Genomic DNA, 18,826 nt, shown 5'->3' with positions numbered 1-18,826 from the left:
CATGCCCGAGCAGCTTCTCGCCGCGGCCGCACCCGAGCAGGTCGGGCGGGTGGCCGCCGTGCGCGGCCTCGGCCTCGACGTCGTCGGCCTGCGCGCTGCGGTCGGCGATGTCGTCGAGGTCGGCGGGCCGCTCGGCCCGGTGCCCGCCGAGGTCGTCGCGCTCGATGAGGGGCGTCTCGCGCTCATGCCGCTCGCCCGCCTCGCCGGGGTCCGCGCCGGGGCGACCGCGACGCGTGCGCTGCGGCCGAGCGCCGTGCCCGTGGGGCCGGGGCTGCGCGGTCGCGTGCTCGACGGGCTCGGCCGCCCCGTGGACGGGAAGGGCCCGCTCGCGGCATCCGCCCGCGTGCCCCTCGGGCACCCGAGCCCCGCTGCCCTGCTGCGCGCCCGCGTCACCGAGCCCCTGCAGACCGGCGTGCGCGTGCTCGACACGCTGACGACGCTGGCCCGCGGTCAGCGCATGGGACTCTTCGCCGGGTCGGGCGTCGGCAAGTCGAGCCTGCTGTCGATGGTCGCCCACGGCACCGACGCCGACGTCACGGTCATCGCCCTCGTCGGCGAGCGCGGCCGCGAGGTGCGCGAGTTCCTCGAGGACGACCTCGGCGCGGCCGGGCTCGCCCGCTCGATCGTCGTCGTCGCGACGGCCGACGAGCCGGCGCTGATGCGCCGCCGCGCGGCGTTCCTCGCGACCCGCATCGCCGAGGCGGAGCGCGAGGCCGGGCGCCACGTCGTGCTCATGATGGACTCGCTGACCCGCGTCGCCATGGCGCAGCGCGAGATCGGCCTGTCGGCCGGCGAGCCGCCCGCGACCCGCGGCTACCCGCCGTCGACCTTCGCGGTGCTCGCCGAGCTGCTCGAGCGCGCGGGCGCCGACGACGCGGGCACGATCACGGGCATCTACACGGTGCTCGTCGACGGCGACGACCACAACGAGCCCATCGCGGATTCCGCGCGCTCGCTGCTCGACGGCCACGTGGTGCTGCGGCGCGAGCTCGCGATCGCGGGCCGCTACCCGGCCGTCGACCCGCTCGCGTCGATCAGCCGCCTCGCGGGGAAGGTCACCGACACGCGCGACGGCGCCGCGGCGGCATCCCTGAGGGCCGTGCTCAGCGCGCGCGAGCAGGCCCGCGACCTCGTCGACGTGGGGGCGTACCGCCCGGGCGCGAACGAGCTCGTCGATCGCGCGCTCGCGAACGAGACCGCCATCGCCGCATTCCTCGGCCAGCCGCTGGCCGAGACCGTGGCCGCCGACGCGTCGTGGCGGCAGCTGCACGAGCTCGTCGCCGCGCTCGAGGGCACCCCGCTGCCCGCACCCGCCACCGGAAAGGAGAGCGCATGAGCCCCCGCGCACGCCTCGCGACCCTGCTCACCCTCCGCCGCACCGAGCACGACCTGGCCGCGGCAGAGCTCGCCTCGGCAAGCAGGCGCCAGCGCGACAGAGAGGCCGTCACGGCCCGCACCCGCGCGGCGCTCGAGCGTCTCGCCCCGGCCGCCGCCGATGTGCACCAGCTGCGCGCGATCGCCGCGGCGCGCCTCGCCGCCGCCAACATGCTCGACGAGCTGGGCCGCGACGAGGCTGCGTCTCGTGCAGCGCTCGCCGAGGCATCCGCCGCGTACACCAGCGCCAGCGTGCGCCTGCGCGCCGTCGAGAAGCTGCACGAGCGCGCGCAGGCCGAGGAGCGCGAGGCCGAGCTCGCCCGCGAGCAGGCCGTGCTCGATGAGATCGCCCAGAACCGGAAGGACCGAGCGCTATGACCGTCGTCGACGCCGTCGCGCGCGTCGCCCAGCTCCAGACCGAGCTGGCGGGGCTGCGCACCCAGCACGCACAGGGAAGCACGCAGAGCGCGGGCGCCGGCGCGTTCGCGGCGCTACTCGGAGAGGTGGCAGATGCCGGGTCCGCGGCGACCACGACGGGGCAGGGGGCCGCCGGGGCGCACGGTCAGGTGACCGGCCAGCAGATCGTGCAGGACGCCGAGAAGTACCTCGGTGTGCCGTACGTCTTCGGCGGCGAGTCGACCAGCGGCATGGACTGCTCGGGCCTCGTGCAGACGGTGCTCGGCGACCTCGGCATCTCGGCCCCGCGCGTCGTGCCCGACCAGGCGAAGATCGGCGCCCCCGTCGCGTCGCTCGCCGATGCGCAGCCCGGCGACCTGATCGTCGAGAAGGGCAACGGGCACATCCAGATCTACGCCGGCGACGGCATGATCATCGAGGCGCCCAAGCCCGGCGAGAGCGTCGTCAAGCGCAAGGAGTGGCTCTCGGCCGACCAGATCGGCACGATCCGCCGCGTCGCCACGGCGGCCCCGGCCGCGGACTCCGTTGCGGCGACCCCCGCCACGGCCGACGCGAGCGCCCAGCTCGCCGCGCTGATCGTGCCCGTCGTGGTGCAGCACTCCGACGGGCAGGGCGCCGCTCAGGCATCCGCCACCGCATCGAGCTCGGTCGCCGTGTCGCAGCTCGCGTCGCTCACGGCCGCCCTGCTGCCGGGCATGCCGGGCGGCACGGATGCCTCTGCGTCGCTCGCAGCCACGGCCGCGTCCGTCACGACCGCGGCGCCGGCGCCCGTGCCCGCCGACTTCTCGGCGCAGCTCGCCGGCCCGATCACGCAGCTCGTGACGCAGCCCGACGGCAGCCACACGGTCGTCGTCCGCGTCGTTCCCGAGCAGCTCGGCCCCGTCACGGTCGACGCGCACCTCACCGAGCACGGCCTGCGCATCGAGCTCTCTGCGCCGAACGACGCAGGTCGCGACGCCCTCACGGGGGTGCTCGGCGAGCTGCGGCGCGACCTCGCCGCGGGCGGCATCACCGCGAGCGTCTCACTCGGCCAGGCGGCGACGGGCTCGTCGGCCGGCGACGGCCAGGCGCAGACCGGCGCGCAGCAGGCCCTCTTCGAGCTGCTCGACGAGAACCGGTCCCTGCGTTCGGCCTCCGCGGCGGCGGCACCCGCCGTGACCGTCGCGGCGAGCGCGCTCCTCTCCCCCGACTCCCTCCTCGACGTTCTCGCCTAGGCCGCAGAAAGGCAGCACGACCACCATGACCGATCCCGTCTCCGCCACGAGCGGCGCCGCGCAGTCCGCCGCGGCCACCAGCATCTACTCGCCGCCGGCGACGAGCACCCCCAGCCAGACCATGGACAGCTCCATGTTCCTGCAGCTGCTCGTCACCCAGCTGCAGAACCAGGACCCGTCGAGCCCCATGGACACCGACCAGATGCTCTCCCAGACCACGCAGCTCGCCATGATGGAGCAGCTCACGACGCTCTCGTCGACGCAGACCGAGGGCTTCGCGCTGCAGATGCGGGCCGCGGCCTCCGAGCTGATCGGCAAGCAGGTCTCGTACACGAACTCCGACGGTGACGCCGTCTCGGGGACCGTCAGCTCCGTGAGCTTCTCGGGCCAGGTGCCCACCCTCACGGTCGGCACCGACCAGATCGCCCTCGACGACCTCACCGGCGTCGCCGCGCCCACCGCGTAACAACCGAAAGGACAGAACCGTGCTCCGTTCGCTCTACTCCGGAATCTCGGGCCTGCAGGCCCACCAGACCATGCTCGACGTCACCGGCAACAACATCGCCAACGTCAACACGGTCGGCTTCAAGTCCTCCGCCGTCGAATTCGAGGACACCCTCTCGCAGCTGTTCAGCGGCGCGACCGCGCCGAACGGCGGCGCGGGCGGCACGAACCCGGCCCAGATCGGCCTCGGCGTGAAGGTCGCCGGCATCTCGACCAACTTCACGGAGGGCTCGGCGGAGTCGACCGGCAAGCCCACCGACCAGATGATCAACGGCGACGGATTCTTCGTCGTGAAGGTCGGGGGCACGAACGCCTACACCCGCGCGGGCGACTTCGACTTCGACTCGGCCGGTCAGCTCGTCTCGCTCTCGGGCGGCGGCCTGGTGCAGGGCTGGACGGCCGACGCAGCGGGCAACATCAACACGGGCGGCCCCATCGGCAGCATCGTGCTGCCGACCACGTCGGTCGCACCGGCGGCCACGACGACCAAGGCGGTGTTCTCGGGCAACCTGCCGTCGAACGCCGCGGCGGGCACGGTCGTCAGCCGCGACCTCGACGTCTACGACGCGGGCGGGAAGAAGTCGACCGTGAGCCTCACGTTCACGAGCGACGGCGCCGGCAACTGGGCCGTCGCGAACGGCGCCAACGCCCTCGGCACCCTCACCTTCGCGAACGGCGTGCTGCAGAGCGGCGCGACGCTCACGACGGGCGGCGTCACGCTCGACCTCTCGAAGCTGACCGGCTACAGCGACCTCTCGACGCTCGCGCTCGACAGCCAGAACGGCCACGGCGCCGGCACGCTCACGGGGTACTCGATCGGCGCCGACGGGACCATCACCGGCTCCTACAGCAACGGCGTCATGCAGGCCATCGCCCGCATCGCCATCGCGAACTTCACGAACCCCGGCGGTCTCGAGAAGGCAGGTGGCTCGCTGTACACGCAGTCGCCGAACTCGGGCGCGATGACCCTCGGCAGCGCCGGCGACCCCGGGCTCGGCTCGCTGAGCGGCGGCTACCTCGAGGCATCCAACGTCGACCTCAGCCAGGAGTTCACGAACCTGATCGTCGCCCAGCGCGGCTTCCAGGCGAACGCGCGCATCATCACGACGAGCGACTCCGTGCTGCAGGAGCTCGTCGATCTGAAGCGCCAGTAGGCCGACCGTGATCGTCGTCACCCGCCTGAATCGCGAGAAGCTCGCGCTCAATCCCGACCTGATCGAGCGCATCTCGGAGAACCCGGACACGACCGTCTACCTCGTCGACGGCTCGAGCCACCTTGTGCGCGAGCCCATGAGCGAGGTCATCGACCGCATCCACGACGCCCGCGCCGCGGTTCTCGCGCGCGCGGCCGCCGCGGCTGAGAAGGAGTGAGCACCCGCTCATGGACATCGCACTGATCCTCGGCATCGTCGGCGCCTTCGGCGCCCTCATCGCGATGCTGACCCTGGAAGGCCAGAACGTCACCGCGATCCTGCTGCCCGCGCCCATGATCATGGTGCTCGGCGCGACGATCGCGGTGTCGTTCGGCAGCAGCACCGTCGCCGACGCGCTGCGGGCCTTCCGCACCATCCCGTCCGCCGTGCGCGGCAAGACGGTGAAGCCCGAGCAGTCGATCGAGGCGCTCGTCGGCATCGCCGAGAAGGCGCGACGCGACGGGCTGCTCTCGCTCGAGTCGGATGCTGCCGAGGCATCCGACCCCTTCCTGCGCGTCGCCCTGCAGAACGTGGCGGACGGCGCCGACGAGGAGGAGCTGCGCACGGTGCTCGAGGATCAGATCGCGCTGCACGAGCGAGCCGGTAAGTCCTCCGCGAAGTGGTTCAAGACCGCGGGAGGCTACGCCCCCACCATCGGCATCATCGGCACCGTCGTCTCGCTCACCCACGTGCTCTCGAACCTGTCGAGCCCCGACAAGCTGGGCCCGCTCATCGCGAGCGCCTTCATCGCCACCCTGTGGGGCCTCGTCTCGGCGAACTTCATCTGGCTGCCGATCGGCGACCGCATCGACCGGCTCACCGACCTCGAGTCCCAGCGCATGCAGCTCGTGCTCGAGGCCGTGCTCGCGATCCAGGCCGGGGCCGGGCCGCACCTGCTCGCCGAGCGGCTGCGCGCCATGACACCGCAGAGGCCGCAGCGCGAGCCGCGCGGCAAGCAGGCCGACGAGAAGCAGGCGAGCGACGACCTCGACCTCCAGGACGCCGCCTGAGATGGCCGCCCGCCGGAAGCGCAGCACCACCTCGTCGGAGCACCACGTCGACGAGCGGTGGATGGCGTCGTACATGGACATGGTGACCGTGCTGATGTGCATGTTCATCGTGCTGTTCGCCATGTCGACGGTCGATGCCAACAAGTTCCAGGAGCTCAAGCACTCGCTCGCCACCGGCTTCGGCGTCGTGAAGACGCAGAAGGTCGACACGGCCAAGGGCGTCGTGGTGCCGCCCGACTATGTGGGCAAGGACGGCGAGATGACGGATGCCTCGCAGAAGGCCGCCCTCGAGCTCGCCGAGCTCGAGAAGCTCGAGCGGCAGATGAATGCGGCCCTCGCGGCGCAGGGCCTGCAGAACACGGTCGGCTACGACATCGACGAGCGGGGGCTGACGGTGCACCTCGTCGGCGCGAATACCTTCTTCGCGACGAACTCCACGCAGCTCACGCCGGTCGCGCAGCGCGTCCTCGCCGCGATCTCCGGCCCCCTCAACACGGTGGGCAACCAGCTCGCGATCGAGGGGCACGCCGACGCGCGACCGCCCCAGCCGCCGTTCGCGACGAACTGGGAGCTCTCGACAGGGCGCGCGGTCGCCGTGCTGCGCGACCTCGTCGAGCACGGCCACGTCGCCGGCACCCGGGTCGGCGCGACGGGCTACGGCGACGAGCGGCCGACCGCCACGGGAACGAGCGCCGCCGCCCTGGCGCAGAACCGCCGCGTCGACATCGTCGTCGTGAGCGCGCAGCCCGACGACGTGCGCGCCCTCATCCCCGGACTCGTCGCCGCGCAGAAGCACGCGCAGGCGAGCGCGGGCGGAACGGGCCAGGTGGGCTGATGGCCGTCCTCTCCCCCGAGACCCCCCACGTCCACTACGACTTCCGGCGGCCGACCACCCTCGCCCGCGAGCAGTCGCGGGCGCTCGAGCTCGCCTTCGAGACCTTCGGCCGCCAGTGGGGCACCCAGCTGACGTCGAAGACCCGCGTGCGGGCCCAGGTTTCCTTCGAGTCGGTCGCGATCAACACCTACGACGACTACACACGCATCCTGCCGCCCACGACCGTCATGCTGCTCATCGGCCTCGAGGCGTCCGCGTCGGAGGCTCGGGGCGTGCTGCAGTTCCCCGCGCCCGCCGGCCTCGCGTGGATCAGCCGGATGCTGGGCGGCGCAGAGCAGTCGGGCGACGGCGCCCCGGCGCCGCTGCCCGAGCGGGGCTACACCCCCGTCGAGCAGGCGATCGTGCGCCGGCTGCTCGAGGACACCGTCGACGACCTGCGCTACTCGTTCGGCGCGCAGCTGCCGGGGAAGGTCGCGTTCGACAGCATCCAGCACAACTCGCAGTTCGCGCAGGCCGCGGCGCCGGCCGACCTCATGATCGTCGCGACCTTCCGCGTCACGGTCGGCGAGCGCTGCGACACCGCGACGGTGGCGCTGCCCGCCGACGCGATCCTGCCCGGGCTCGTGGCGCCGCCCGCCGAGCAGAGCACCGACGACACGGGTCTCCGCGCGCAGCTTCCCGCCGTGCCCGTTCAGCTGGCCGTCCAGCTCGCCCCGCTGCCGGTGACCGCCGGCCGCGTCATCTCCCTCGCGGTGGGCGACGTGATCCGCCTGCCGCACCCGAGCCACAGACCCTTGGACGTCGTCGTCGACGGCGTGCCGATCGCCCGCGCGAGCGCAGGCGCCTCCGGCAGCCGTCGCGCCTGCGTCGTCATCGACACCGAGGAGAACGCACGATGACCGACACCTTCGCCACCGCCGCCGACCAGGCCGTGCTCTCTGAGCAGGTGCGGGCGGCTGCCGCGCTGCTCGTTCAGCAGCTGCCCACCGTCGCCCGGCTGACGCCCTCGCCGCTCGAGGGCGCCACCGCACCCGTCGACGAGTGGAGCGCGGAGCACGCCGTCGTCGGGACCTTCGTCGGCCAGGGCTCCTACCGCGTCGCCCTCGCACTCGCGCCCGAGCTGCTGCCCACCGCCGGCGAGGGCGCCGCCGTCACCGTCGACTACGTGCGCGGGGCCCTCGAGCAGGCCATGGCGCCGTTCGGCGCGGGCGTCCTGACGGGCCTCGGAGTCGACGACGGGCGCGAGCTGTTCGCCGCGCCCGACGCCGCCGTCGTGCGCCTCGACGACGGCGCGACGCCCGCCGGCGCCTTCGGCGTGCTGCAGACCTCGGGTCGCGCGGGGGCGGGCGGCGGCGACGTGCTCGAGCGGCTCGGCCGCCTCGCCGGCGTCGAGATGGACCTCACCGTGCAGATCGGCCGCACGCGGCTGCTCGTGCGCGACGTGCTCGACCTCGAGGCCGGCTCGATCATCGAGCTCGACCGGTCAGCGGGCGCTCCCGCCGACATCCTGCTGAACGGCCGCCTGATCGCCCGCGGGGAGGTCGTCGTCGTCGACCAGGACTACGCGGTGCGCGTGACGAGCATCGTCGAGGCCGCAAGCAGGGCGCTGTGATGGACGGCGCCCTTCAGATCCTGCGCGTGCTGGTCTCGCTGGCCGTCGTCTTCGGCCTGCTGTGGTTCCTCGCGCGCCGCATGCGCCGCGGCGGCGCGGGCGCGACCCGCCGCGCCGCGCAGGTGCGCGTGCTCGGCAAGGCGGGCGTCGGCGGCAAGGCGCAGGTCGTCGTGGTCGAGGCAGAGGGCCGCCGCATGGTGCTCGGCGTCACCGAGCACGGCGTCTCGGTGCTGCACGACGCCGACGCGCCGGCGCTCGAGGCGGTCGACCCTGTGCAGGCGGCTCGGCCCGCGGCATCCCCCGCCCCGCTCGCGCCCGTCGTGCACCTGCCCTCCTTCGAGTCCCTGCTGTCGCGCACGCAGTGGGCGGCCCCCGGCGCCGCCTCCCGTGCCACGCCCGGCACCGCGCCCACGCGGCGCGGCCGCAGAGTCGCGGGGCGCTGACCCGCGCCATGAACATCGACATCAACGGCATCGACGGGCAGCCGACCACCGCGGTCGTCACCCTGATCGGCATCACCCTGCTGTCGGTCGCGCCTGCGCTGCTGTTGATGATGACGTCGTTCACGAAGGTGTTCGTCGTGCTCGCGATGACCCGCAACGCCCTCGGCCTCAACACGCTGCCGCCGAACCAGGTGATCGCGGGGCTGTCGCTGTTCCTGACCCTGTTCATCATGTGGCCCGTGCTCACCGACATCAACCACGTCGCGGTGCAGCCCTATCTCGACGGCCACCTCGACTTCACCCACGCCGTCGACGCCGGGCTCGGGCCGCTGCGCACGTGGATGCTGAAGTTCACGCGCCAGGACGACATCGCGCTCATGACGCGCGTCGCCGGGCGCGCCAACCCGGCCAACGCGCAGGCGGTGCCGACGGCGACCCTGATCCCCTCGTTCCTCATCAGCGAGCTGCGCAGCGCGTTCGTGATCGGGTTCGTGATCTTCATCCCGTTCCTGGTCATCGACCTCGTCGTGGCGGCGGCCCTGCAGTCGCTCGGCATGATGATGCTGCCGCCCGTGCTCGTCTCGCTGCCGTTCAAGATCCTGCTGTTCATCCTGGTCGACGGCTGGGGCCTCGTGATCACCGCGCTCGTCAAGAGCTACTCGGGGGTGACGTGATGGGCGGCGGCGGAATGGACTCGGCGATGGTGCTCGACCTCGGCGTGAAGACGCTGCTGGTCGCGGCGAAGCTGTCGGCGCCGATCCTCATCACGGCGCTCGCGGTCGGCTTCGCGATCGCGCTGCTGCAGTCGATGACGCAGATCCAAGAGGTCACGCTCTCGTTCGTGCCCAAGCTGCTCGGCATCGCGATCGTGCTGGTCGTCTGCGGCAACTGGATGATCCAGACCCTCGTGCAGTTCACCCAGCAGCTCTTCGACGAGCTGCCGAAGCTGCTGGGCGGCTGAGATGGCCCCCGCCCTCGACATCCTCATCGACCTGCACTGGCTCGAGACGACCGTGCTCGCCTCGGTGCGCATGGCCGCCTTCATCGTGATCGCCCCGCCGTTCTCCGACCGGGCGTTCCCCGGCATGGTCAAGGCCGCCCTGTCGCTCGGCCTCGGGCTCGCCGTCTCGCCGCAGCTCGTGACCGCCACTCCGGCGCTGAGCGACACGCAGTTCCTGATCGATCTGTTCCTCGAGGCGCTCGTCGGAGCCGCCTTCGGCTTCCTCGTCTACCTCGTGTTCGCGGCGGTGCAGGGCGCGGGCAGCCTGATCGACCTGACCAGCGGCTTCCAGCTCGCGGCCGCATACGACCCGCAGCTCGCGATCAACGGCGCGCAGTTCACCCGGCTGTTCCAGATGGGCGCCCTCGCCCTGCTGTTCTCCTCCGGCGCCTACCAGCTGATCCTCGGCGGGCTCGCGGGCACCTTCCGCGCGCTGCCGATCGGGCACGGCCTCCCCGCCGGCATCACCGCGCAGCTCGTCGCGCAGCACATGACCGCGATGTTCGCCGCCGTCGCCCAGATCGCGGGGCCGCTCATCATCGTGCTGTTCCTCGCCGACCTCGGCCTCGGCCTGCTCACCAAGGTGGCGCCGGCGCTCAACGCGTTCTCGCTCAGCTACCCGGTCAAGATCCTGCTCACGCTCGCCCTCGGCGGCGGCGTGTTCATCGCCCTGCCCGCGGCGGTGCAGTCGCTCACGGGCGGCGCGGTGAACGTGCTGATGGGGCGGGGGTGACGGATGTCGGACGCACAGGAGCGGACAGAGAAGGCCACCGAGCGGCACCTCAAGGAGGTGCGGCGGAAGGGCCGGCTCTCGCGCTCGCACGACCTGCCGTCGTGGATCGGGCTCGGCGCCACGGCGCTCACCCTGCCCCTCGTGGTGGGCCACGCCGCGCAGGCATCCGTCGCGCAGCTGCTCACCGTCACCGGCGTGATCGCCGACCCCGACCCGGCCCGCGCACTCGCCGCGCTCGGCGCGGGGCTCGGCAGCGTCCTGCCCACCCTCGGCGTGCTGCTCGGCGTCGCGGTGCTCGCGGTCATCGCGTCGTCGCTGATCCAGGGCGGGTTCCGCTTCCGCGCACTCACGCTCAAGGCCGAGAACCTCGACCTGGCCAAGGGCGTCACCCGGCTGTTCGGCGGCCAGGCGCTGTGGCAGGGCGCCAAGTCGGTGCTGAAGGCCGGCGCGGTCGGCCTCGCCCTCTGGCTCGTCGTGCGCGCGCTCGAGCCCGAGCTGCTCGCCTCGGGGGCGAGGCCGGTCCCCGCACTGGTGGCCGTTGCCGAGAAATCCATCACCTGGCTGCTCGTCGCCGCGATCGCCGCGGGCCTCGCGATCGCCGCGTTCGATGTGCTCGTCGTCATGCGCCGCAACCGCAAGCAGACGATGATGACCAAGCGCGAGGTGCGCGACGAGATGAAGAACACCGAGGGCGACCCGCTCGTCCGCCAGCAGCGCCGCGCCCGCCACCTCGCCGCGACCCGCGGCAGCATGGTGCAGGCCGTCGAGTCCGCGTCCGTCGTGCTGGTGAACCCGACGAGCTACGCCGTCGCGCTCCTCTACGAGCCCGGGTCGTCCGCACCGCGCGTGGTCGCGAAGGGGAAGGGCGAGCTCGCCGCCCGCATCCGCCAGACCGCCGCGCGGCATCGTGTGCCGCTCGTGCGCGACGTGCCGCTCACCCGCGCACTGCACGCCCAGGTGGCCGTCGGGCGCGAGATCCCGCCCGAGTTCTACACGCAGATCGCCCAGGTGCTCGCGTTCGTCGCCATGCTGAAGGCCCGCGGCGCCGCCTCCGGCGTGCGCGACAACCCCCATGCCTCCTCCGCCACCCGCGCATCCGCGCCTGAATCAGGAGCCGCCTCGTGAACCGCAACTTCTCCCACTTCGCCGTGCCGGTCGGCGTCGTCGCGATCGTCATGCTGCTCGTGCTGCCGATTCCGAGCTGGCTGCTCGACGTGCTGATCGCGATCAACCTGCTGTTCGCGCTGCTCATCCTGCTGACGACGATGTTCGTGCGCCGGCCGCTCGACTTCTCGGTGTTCCCCTCGCTGCTGCTCGTCGCGACCCTGCTGCGCCTCGGCCTCAACGTCGCCTCGACCCGACTCGTGCTCATGGACGGCTTCGCCGGCGACGTCATCCAGAGCTTCGGGCATGTGGCGGTCGGGGGCTCGGTCGTGATCGGCGCCGTGGTGTTCGTCATCCTCATCGTGATCCAGTTCGTCGTCGTCACGAAGGGCGCCGAGCGGGTCGCCGAGGTCGGCGCGCGGTTCACCCTCGACGCGATGCCCGGCAAGCAGATGGCGATCGATGCGGACCTCGCCGCCGGCCTCATCTCCGACTCCCGGGCGCGCGAGCGACGGGCAGAGGTCGCGAGCGAGGCCGACTTCTACGGCGCGATGGACGGCGCGTCGAAGTTCGTCAAGGGCGACGCGATCGCCGGAATCGTCATCATCTGCGTGAACATCCTCGGCGGGCTCGCCGTGGGCGTGCTGCAGAACGGGCTCGACATCGCGACCGCGGTGCAGAAGTACACGCTGCTCACGATCGGCGACGGGCTCGTCTCGCAGATCCCGGCGCTGCTGATGGCGGTCGCGACCGGCATGATCGTCACCCGCGGCGGGTCCGACGACCAGCTCGGCGCGTCCGCTGCCGCACAGCTCACCCAGTCGCAGATCGCCCTGTTCATCGCGGGCGCCGCCGCCGTGCTGCTCGGCTTCGTGCCCGGAATGCCGTGGCCGGCGTTCATGATCGTGGGCGCGGGGCTCGCGTTCGCCGGGTGGCGGATGAAGCGCAAGACGGATGCCTCTGCGCGGGCCGCCGAGGCGGCGCAGTCGGTGCCGCGCCCCGGCGGCGACGCACCGGAGGACCTGCTCGACCAGATGCGCGTGCACGCGCTCGAGGTGCTGCTCTCGCCCGACCTCATCGACCTGGTCGGCGGCGGCGCCAACGACCTGCTCGGCCGGGTCAAGTCCCTGCGCCGCAAGATCGCCCTCGAGCTCGGCTTCATCGTGCCGCCCGTGCGCACGCGCGACGCGGTCGATCTGCCCCCTGGCAGCTACGCGATCCGGGTCGCGGGGGTCGAGGCGGGGCGGGGGCAGGCGCCGTCCGGGCGCCTGCTCGCGCTCGGCGACCGGCTCGAGCTGCTGCCGGGCGCGGCCACCGTCGAGCCGGTGTTCGGGCTGCCCGGCAAGTGGATCCCCGCCGAGCAGCGGCACGCCGCCGAGCTCGCCGGCGCCACGGTCGTCGATCGCGTGTCGGTCGTCGTGACGCACCTGTCGTCGGTGATCACGGCCAACGCGGCCCGGCTGCTCACGCGCGAGGACGTGCGGGTGCTGACGGATGCCGTGCGCGCCGCCTCGCCGTCCGCGGTCGACGAGCTGATCCCGTCGCCGCTGTCGCTCGCCGAGGTCCAGCGCGTGCTGCAGGGACTGCTCGCCGAGCAGGTCGCCATCAACGACCTGACCCGCATCTACGAGTCGCTCGCGCTCAAGGCGCGCTCGACGACCGAGCCGGAGGCGCTCATCGAGGCCGCCCGCGAGGGCCTCGGCGCGGCGATCGCGGCGCGCTACGTCGACGGCGGGCGGCTGCGGGTGCTGATGATCGAGCCGGGCACAGAGCAGTCTCTGCTCGAGGCGCTGCGCCCCTCGCCGCTCGGCTCGCAGATCATGCTCGACCCCGTGGTGCACGAGCGGTTCACGACCGCCCTCGCCCGCGAGGTCGAGCAGGCCGCGGCGAACGGGTTCTCCCCCGTTCTCGTGTGCGCGCCGCAGCTGCGGCCCGCGGTGCGCCGCCTGGTCTCCGCGACGGCCGCGGCAGAGCTGCCCGTGCTGTCGTACAGCGAGGCGACGGCCGGCGAGAGCACCACCATCGAGACCGTCGGGGTCGTGCGGCTCGCACCGCAGCCCGCCTCGATAGGCTGAACCCATGCTGGTGCTCACGCGGAAGGTCGGCGAGTCGATCGTCATCGGCGAGGGCATCACGGTGACGATCGTCGACATCAAGGGCGACACGGTGCGCGTCGGCGTCGACGCCCCGCGCGAGGTGAAGGTGCAGCGCTCAGAGGTCCTCGAGCAGATCGCGCGCGAGACGGCGGCCGCCGCAGCCGCAGCGGCAGAGGGCGCCCCAGAGGCCGATCAGGCCTCGGTCCTCGCGCTGCTGCGCCGCCCCCGCGACTGACGCCCGCCCCAGGGCACGCCGCCCTGTGGCCCCCGCGCTACCCTTCGTGCGGCCCCCGTCAGCACACGCCACCTCGCGGCGTCGCTCCGACATGCCCTCGCGCGCACTTGCACGAGAGAACCATTCCTTGCGCCCATGCCCCGAAGGTTCTCCCCCGGCACCAACGGTTCCCCACTGGCACCAAGGGTTCCCGGGCGGCACCAATGGTTCTATCGGAACGAAGAATGGTTCCCTCGTGCAAGTGCGCGCGAGGGGACATGCTGTGCCTCACTCACTGATCTGCATGGCGCATTCGGCACCGCAGGATTCACGGGACTCGCGGCACACGCGGCACACGAACCACATCCGGACACAGGCTGCGCAACCCGCAGCTCGCGAGTGCAGCCACCGTTCAGCCTCGCGGGAGGCGCGATCAGTCACGCAGGCGGCAGGCGCGATCACTCGCTCAGCCGTGGCAGGCACGATCAGCCGCTCAGCCCGCCAGCAGCTCGTCGAGGGAGGCGCGCAGGGGCCACCGCGCCGCGTCGAGCACGAGCTGGGCACCGCGGCGCGAATGTCGGTTCACGACGATCGGCGCGAGCAGGTTGAGCGTCGGCGCCCCGTCGGCGGGGTTCACGACGACGTAGAGCTCGGCGTCGGACGGCTCGCGCAGACCGAGCGCCTCGATCTGCGCGTCGTCGAGCTCGGGCTGATACGTCGGAAGCGACGCGCCCTCGACAACGAACAGGCGCAGCGGCTCGCTCGCCGAGCGGAGCGTGAACAGCCCGGCATCCACCTCGTCGATGACATACGACGTGCCGGGGATGCCGGCGAGCGGCGCGATCAGCTCGAGGGTGGCGCTCATCGCAGGAAGTCCGTGAGGTTCGTCTGCATCGTGTTGGTGACGACGAGCAGGGCGGCTTGGTACACGTTGTCCCGATTCGTGAGGTCGATGGCGGCCTGGGCGGTGTCGACGTTCTCGACGTCGCTGCGCCGCTGGGTGAGCTGCACCGCGGCCGTCGCCTGCGCGGCCTTCGCCGCCGCCAGCTGGTTCTCGGCCGAGCCCACGGCGGCCTGCGCCGAGCCGACCGCCTGCTGCGCGGCATCCAGCTGCCCGATGGCGTAGCCGACCGGGTTGCCGGCGCGCAGGTCTGAGATCACGCCGTCGAGCTGCGCGAACAGCGAGGTCGCGCCCTGCCCGTAGACCGCCGAGCCGTCGACGTCGACGCGCACGCTCTGCCCGTCGCCGATGCGCCGGGTGACGCTCGAGCCGGCGATGCCGCTGAACGTGTAGGACGCGTCGAACGCCGCCCCCGCGTCCGAGGTGCCGGCGAACACCGAGCGGCCGCCGACGGTCGTGTTCGCCTGCGCGAGCAGCCCGTCGCGAATGCCGGAGAGCTTGTCGGCGAGGGCGTCGAGGGCGCTCTGGTTGAGGGATCCGTTGCCGGCCTGCACGACGGCGTCGCGCGCCTGCCTGATCAGCGTCGAGGTCTGGCTCAGCGCGGCGTCCGCGGCAGAGGTCCACGCGGTGCCGTCGGTGATGTTGCGCACGTACTGGTCGTTCTGAGCCTGCTCGCCCCGCAGCTGCAGCGAGGTCACGGCCCCCGCCGGGTCGTCGGAGGGCCGCTGCAGCTTGAGGCCGGTCGTCGCGCGCTGCTGAGCCGCGGCGAGCGCCGCCAGCGAGCTCTGCAGGTTCCGGGCCTGGCTGCCGTAGACCATCTGGTCGGTGATGCGCATGGTCATGCGTGCGTCCTGCCTAGGATATGCCGACGATGCCGGTGTGGTTGATGAGGGTGTCGAGCAGCTGGTCGACCGAGGTCAGCACGCGCGCGGCCGACTGGTAGGCCGACTGCTCGGTGATCAGGTCGAGGTTCTCCTGATCGGTGTCGACGGACGAGATCGACTGCTGCGCCTTCGTCGCGCTCGTGAGCGAGGCCTGCGCGACGGCTTCCTGCTGCTGGGCGGACTGCGAGGCGCTGCCGACGCGGCCGACGAGCCCCGCCCAGAGCGCGTCGGGCGAGCCCGCGGCGGCGCCGAGCTGCGAGATCCGGTCGGCGATCGATCCGTCGAGACTTCCGGCGCCCGGGGCGGCGGCCGCGATGTCGGCGGGCGTCGCGGCGACCACGGTGAGCCCCAGCGCGGCCGGGCCACCTGCGGCGACGGCGAAGAAGTCGAGGCCGGTGCGGCCGTCGGCGGTGACGGCCCCCTCGTGCACGGCGTTCACCTGCGTGGCGAGCGCCGTCGCCACCTGGTTGTAGGCCTCTGCGGTCTGCGCGAGCGCGCCGCCCGAGCCGTCCGCCGCGACCGGCGCGAGCAGCGAGATCCCGGCGGCGAGCTGCCCGCCGTCGACAGCGATCGCCTGACCGGGGTGCGCCTGCCACTCGAGCCGCACGGGGTCGGCCGCGGCGCCCTCGAGCCCGGTCGCGCCGGCGAGCTGCACGTGATTCGCGGTCTGGCCGCTCACGAGCAGGTTCCCCGCGACGAAGACGGCCACGGTGCCGTCGGCCTGCGTCGTCGCAGTGCCGCCGACCAGTTGCGCCACCGTCGCCGCGAGCTGGTCGCGCTGATCGATCAGCTCGTTGGCGGACGCCCCGGCCGCGGTCGCCTGCTGGATCCGCCCGTTGAGGGCGGCGATGCCGTCGGCCGCCTGGTTCACCTGGTCGGCGAGGCTCGAGAGCTGGGTGCGCAGCCCCGACCACTGGGTGGCCACCTGCCGGTACCCGCTGGCGAGCTGCGAGACCACCGACTGCGCGTCTGACAGCACGGCGGCGCCGGCCGAGGGCTCGCCGGGGTTGTTCGCGAGGTCCTGCCAGCTCGACCAGAAGTCCTGCAGCTGGGCGGCGAGGCCCGTGTCGCTCGGCTCGTTCAGCCCGTCTTCGAGGGTCTGCAGACCGTCGGCGCGCATGCCGGTGAATCCCTGCTGTCCCTGGGCCGTGCGCAGCCGCGCGTTGGTGAGCTCGTCGGTGAGTCGCTGGATGCCGCTGACGACGACGCCCTGCCCGGGCTGCGCGAGAGGCGAGGCGAAGTGCGTCTCGGTCGCGGGAATGGCGGCGCTCTGCTGAAGACGCTGGCGGGTGTAGCCGGGGGTTCCGGCGTTCGTGATGTTCTGCCCGGTGACGTTCATCGCGTCACGGGCGGCCGTGAGGCCCGAGTAGGCGGTCTCGATGCCGCTGAACGTGCTGGCCATCAGGCGTCGTCCTCGAAGAGAATGGCCGCCCGCGCTCCGGTGTCGGTCGTGCCGGCGGCGGTGTAGGTGCCGGCGCGGTCCCCGCTGCCGGCAAGGGTCTCCTGCGTGTGGCGGATCGCCTCGCGCAGCATCCGCCCGTTCTGCGCGCGCGAAGCGCCGATGCGCTCGATGGATGCCAGCATGGCGCGCAGATGGCCCGAGAAGATCTCGAGCCACGGCCCGTCGGGCGGCGCCGCGGCGATCAGCTCGCGCAGCGACGGGTTCACGACGTTGAACTTCCAGTCGTCGGCGACGGCCTGCACCTCGACGTCGCGGGCGATGTTGAGCTTCCGCAGCTGCGCCGTCGCCGCCTCGATGTCATCGGCGGCGCGCTGCGCCCACCGCGACTCGCCGACGGTCAGCAGCGCCCGCTGCACCTCGAGTCGGTACTCGAGCAGGTCGAGCAGCTCGCGCTCCTGCCACAGCAGCGCAGACAACTCGCTGGCGCCCATGATCGCCTCCCGTCAGATCCACGGTGCTCTATCGTCACCGATGATCATTCCGTTAGCGCGGGCTCAGCGCTGCGGCAGGTCTCTCTTGGCGGCGCCGACGTAGAGCTGCTGCGGGCGGCCGATCTTGCTGGCCGGGTCGGTGTTCACCTCGCGCCACTGGGCGATCCAGCCGGGCAGGCGCCCGATCGCGAACAGCACCGTGAACATGCGGGGCGGGAAGCCCATCGCCTTGTAGATGACGCCCGTGTAGAAGTCGACGTTCGGGTAGAGCTTGCGCGAGACGAAGTAGTCGTCCTCGAGGGCCGTCTGCTCGAGCTCCTTGGCGATGTCGAGCAGCGGGTCGTGCACGCCGAGCTCGTCGAGCACGGCGTCGGCGCTCTCCTTCACGAGCTTCGCGCGCGGGTCGTAGTTCTTGTAGACGCGGTGGCCGAAGCCCATGAGCTTGACCCCGTCCTCCTTGTTCTTCACCCGCTCGACGAACTTCTTGACGCCCTCGCCGGATTCCTGGATGCCGGCGAGCATCTCGAGCACGGCCTCGTTCGCGCCGCCATGCAGCGGCCCGTAGAGGGCCGAGATCCCGGCGGAGATCGACGAGAAGATGTTGGCCTTGGTCGACCCGACGAGCCGCACGGTCGACGTCGACGCGTTCTGCTCGTGGTCGGCGTGCAGGATCAGCAGGCGGTCGAGGGCGCGCGCCACGACCGGGTTCACCTCGTAGGGCTCTGCCATGGTGCCGAAGTTCAGGCGCAGGAAGTTCTCGACGTACGACAGCGAGTTGTCGGGGTACAGGAACGCCTGCCCGAGGCTCTTCTTGTGCGCATACGACGCGATCGTCGGCATCTTCGCCAGCAGGCGGATCGTCGCGAGCTCGACGGACTGCGGGTCGTCGACGTCGGCCTCGTAGTAGGTGCCGAGAGCCCCGACCGCACTCGAGAGCATCGACATGGGGTGCGCGTGGTACGGCAGCGCACTGAACAGCTGCTTCAGGTCCTCGTGCACGAGGGTGTGCCGGCGGATCCGCTCGGTGAAGTCGGCCAGTTCGTCGGCGCTCGGCAGCTCGCCGTAGATCAGCAGCCACGCAACCTCGAGGAAGCTCGAGCCCGCGGCGAGCTGCTCGATCGGGTAGCCGCGGTAGCGCAGGATGCCCGCGTCGCCGTCGATGTAGGTGATGGCGGATGCCGTCGAGGCGGTGTTCACGAAGCCGTAGTCGAGCGTCGTCAGCCCCGTCTGCTTCGTCAGCGACGAGATGTCGATGCTCGAATGCCCGTCGACCGCCGCGCGGATCGGGAACCGCGCCTGCCCGCCCGGGTAGGAGAGCGTCGCGAACTGGTCGTCAGAATCGGGCACGAGAACTCCTTCGTCTGCTGCGCGAGCCGTGACGCTCGCTGGTCAACCCTAT

The 18,826-nt window shown here is 72.2% G+C and carries 22 protein-coding genes; 17 read left to right on the top strand and 5 right to left on the bottom strand.

Translation table 11 applies throughout. The annotated features are described in order from the left end of the window. Nucleotide 1 precedes the first annotated feature (1 nt). From ABD716_RS04050 to csrA, 17 genes are read left to right on the top strand one after another with little or no spacing between them, the layout of a single operon-like run. On the top strand, nt 2-1,336 hold the full coding sequence (locus ABD716_RS04050; RefSeq protein ID WP_344774058.1) for a FliI/YscN family ATPase: 1,335 nt from the start codon (nt 2-4) through the stop codon (nt 1,334-1,336). Continuing rightward, nucleotides 1,333-1,752 carry a flagellar FliJ family protein gene (locus tag ABD716_RS04045; protein WP_344774056.1) on the top strand — a complete coding sequence of 140 codons (420 nt, stop codon included), beginning with the start codon at nt 1,333-1,335 and terminating at the stop codon, nt 1,750-1,752. The genes ABD716_RS04050 and ABD716_RS04045 overlap by 4 nt, the downstream gene beginning before the upstream one ends. Further along, nucleotides 1,749-3,005, top strand: a complete 1,257-nt coding sequence (locus tag ABD716_RS04040; protein ID WP_344774054.1) for an NlpC/P60 family protein — start codon at nt 1,749-1,751, stop codon at nt 3,003-3,005. Before ABD716_RS04045 ends, ABD716_RS04040 begins: the two co-directional genes overlap by 4 nt. A 25-nt stretch (nt 3,006-3,030) precedes the next feature. Beyond that, entirely contained in the window at nt 3,031-3,471 is a 441-nt protein-coding gene (locus ABD716_RS04035) for a flagellar hook capping FlgD N-terminal domain-containing protein (RefSeq protein WP_344774052.1), read from the top strand. 19 nt (nt 3,472-3,490) lie between these two features. Beyond that, nucleotides 3,491-4,663, top strand: a complete 1,173-nt coding sequence (locus ABD716_RS04030; protein ID WP_344774050.1) for a flagellar hook protein FlgE — start codon at nt 3,491-3,493, stop codon at nt 4,661-4,663. A 7-nt stretch (nt 4,664-4,670) separates the two neighbouring features. Further along, the gene (locus ABD716_RS04025; RefSeq protein WP_344774048.1) at nt 4,671-4,880 is read left to right on the top strand and encodes a flagellar FlbD family protein; all 210 of its coding nucleotides are present in this window, start codon (nt 4,671-4,673) and stop codon (nt 4,878-4,880) included. 10 nt (nt 4,881-4,890) lie between these two features. After that, nucleotides 4,891-5,712, top strand: coding sequence for a motility protein A (locus ABD716_RS04020; protein WP_344774046.1), 822 nt, complete (start codon nt 4,891-4,893; stop codon nt 5,710-5,712). A 1-nt stretch (nt 5,713) separates the two neighbouring features. After that, complete coding sequence (locus tag ABD716_RS04015) at nt 5,714-6,547, top strand: OmpA/MotB family protein (RefSeq protein WP_344774044.1); 834 nt, start codon at nt 5,714-5,716, stop codon at nt 6,545-6,547. Continuing rightward, the gene (locus ABD716_RS04010) at nt 6,547-7,446 is read left to right on the top strand and encodes a flagellar motor switch protein FliM (RefSeq protein WP_344774042.1); all 900 of its coding nucleotides are present in this window, start codon (nt 6,547-6,549) and stop codon (nt 7,444-7,446) included. Before ABD716_RS04015 ends, ABD716_RS04010 begins: the two co-directional genes overlap by 1 nt. Continuing rightward, the gene (gene fliN / locus ABD716_RS04005; RefSeq protein ID WP_344774040.1) at nt 7,443-8,159 is read left to right on the top strand and encodes a flagellar motor switch protein FliN; all 717 of its coding nucleotides are present in this window, start codon (nt 7,443-7,445) and stop codon (nt 8,157-8,159) included. The genes ABD716_RS04010 and fliN overlap by 4 nt, the downstream gene beginning before the upstream one ends. Continuing rightward, nucleotides 8,159-8,602: a FliO/MopB family protein gene (locus tag ABD716_RS04000; protein WP_344774308.1), complete on the top strand. Its 444-nt coding sequence runs from the start codon at nt 8,159-8,161 to the stop codon at nt 8,600-8,602. The genes fliN and ABD716_RS04000 overlap by 1 nt, the downstream gene beginning before the upstream one ends. After that, nucleotides 8,521-9,276: a flagellar type III secretion system pore protein FliP gene (gene fliP, locus ABD716_RS03995; protein WP_344774038.1), complete on the top strand. Its 756-nt coding sequence runs from the start codon at nt 8,521-8,523 to the stop codon at nt 9,274-9,276. Before ABD716_RS04000 ends, fliP begins: the two co-directional genes overlap by 82 nt. Before the next feature lie 14 nt (nt 9,277-9,290). Continuing rightward, complete coding sequence (gene fliQ, locus ABD716_RS03990) at nt 9,291-9,563, top strand: flagellar biosynthesis protein FliQ (RefSeq protein WP_344774306.1); 273 nt, start codon at nt 9,291-9,293, stop codon at nt 9,561-9,563. A gap of 1 nt (nt 9,564) precedes the next feature. Next, complete coding sequence (locus ABD716_RS03985) at nt 9,565-10,335, top strand: flagellar biosynthetic protein FliR (RefSeq protein ID WP_344774036.1); 771 nt, start codon at nt 9,565-9,567, stop codon at nt 10,333-10,335. A gap of 3 nt (nt 10,336-10,338) precedes the next feature. Next, complete coding sequence (locus ABD716_RS03980; protein WP_344774034.1) at nt 10,339-11,460, top strand: EscU/YscU/HrcU family type III secretion system export apparatus switch protein; 1,122 nt, start codon at nt 10,339-10,341, stop codon at nt 11,458-11,460. A gap of 50 nt (nt 11,461-11,510) precedes the next feature. After that, nucleotides 11,511-13,514 (top strand): flagellar biosynthesis protein FlhA, encoded by a 2,004-nt coding sequence (locus ABD716_RS03975; protein ID WP_344774304.1) that lies wholly within the window; start codon nt 11,511-11,513, stop codon nt 13,512-13,514. Nucleotides 13,515-13,518: 4 nt separating this feature from the next. Next, the gene (gene csrA / locus ABD716_RS03970) at nt 13,519-13,770 is read left to right on the top strand and encodes a carbon storage regulator CsrA (protein ID WP_344774032.1); all 252 of its coding nucleotides are present in this window, start codon (nt 13,519-13,521) and stop codon (nt 13,768-13,770) included. A gap of 472 nt (nt 13,771-14,242) precedes the next feature. Here csrA and ABD716_RS03965 read toward each other — a convergent pair whose 3' ends face one another. From ABD716_RS03965 to ABD716_RS03945, 5 genes are all read right to left on the bottom strand, one after another. Further along, the gene (locus ABD716_RS03965; RefSeq protein WP_344774030.1) at nt 14,243-14,614 is read right to left on the bottom strand and encodes a flagellar assembly protein FliW; all 372 of its coding nucleotides are present in this window, start codon (nt 14,612-14,614) and stop codon (nt 14,243-14,245) included. Then, nucleotides 14,611-15,492, bottom strand: a complete 882-nt coding sequence (flgL, locus tag ABD716_RS03960) for a flagellar hook-associated protein FlgL (RefSeq protein ID WP_344774028.1) — start codon at nt 15,490-15,492, stop codon at nt 14,611-14,613. The genes ABD716_RS03965 and flgL overlap by 4 nt, the downstream gene beginning before the upstream one ends. 13 nt (nt 15,493-15,505) lie before the next feature. Beyond that, a complete protein-coding gene (gene flgK, locus ABD716_RS03955) occupies nt 15,506-16,936 on the bottom strand; it encodes a flagellar hook-associated protein FlgK (RefSeq protein ID WP_344774026.1) in 1,431 nt (476 codons plus the stop codon). Continuing rightward, nucleotides 16,936-17,427: a flagellar export chaperone FlgN gene (gene flgN / locus ABD716_RS03950; protein WP_344774024.1), complete on the bottom strand. Its 492-nt coding sequence runs from the start codon at nt 17,425-17,427 to the stop codon at nt 16,936-16,938. The genes flgK and flgN overlap by 1 nt, the downstream gene beginning before the upstream one ends. 63 nt (nt 17,428-17,490) lie before the next feature. Further along, complete coding sequence (locus ABD716_RS03945; RefSeq protein ID WP_344774021.1) at nt 17,491-18,774, bottom strand: citrate synthase; 1,284 nt, start codon at nt 18,772-18,774, stop codon at nt 17,491-17,493. Between the last annotated feature and the right edge of the window lie 52 nt (nt 18,775-18,826).

It is taken from the genome of Gryllotalpicola kribbensis, assembly GCF_039538245.1.
Taxonomy (GTDB): Bacteria; Actinomycetota; Actinomycetes; order Actinomycetales; family Microbacteriaceae; genus Gryllotalpicola; species Gryllotalpicola kribbensis.
The sequence above is the reverse complement of the archived record's forward strand: the minus strand, read 5'-3'. Positions and strand labels throughout refer to the sequence as shown.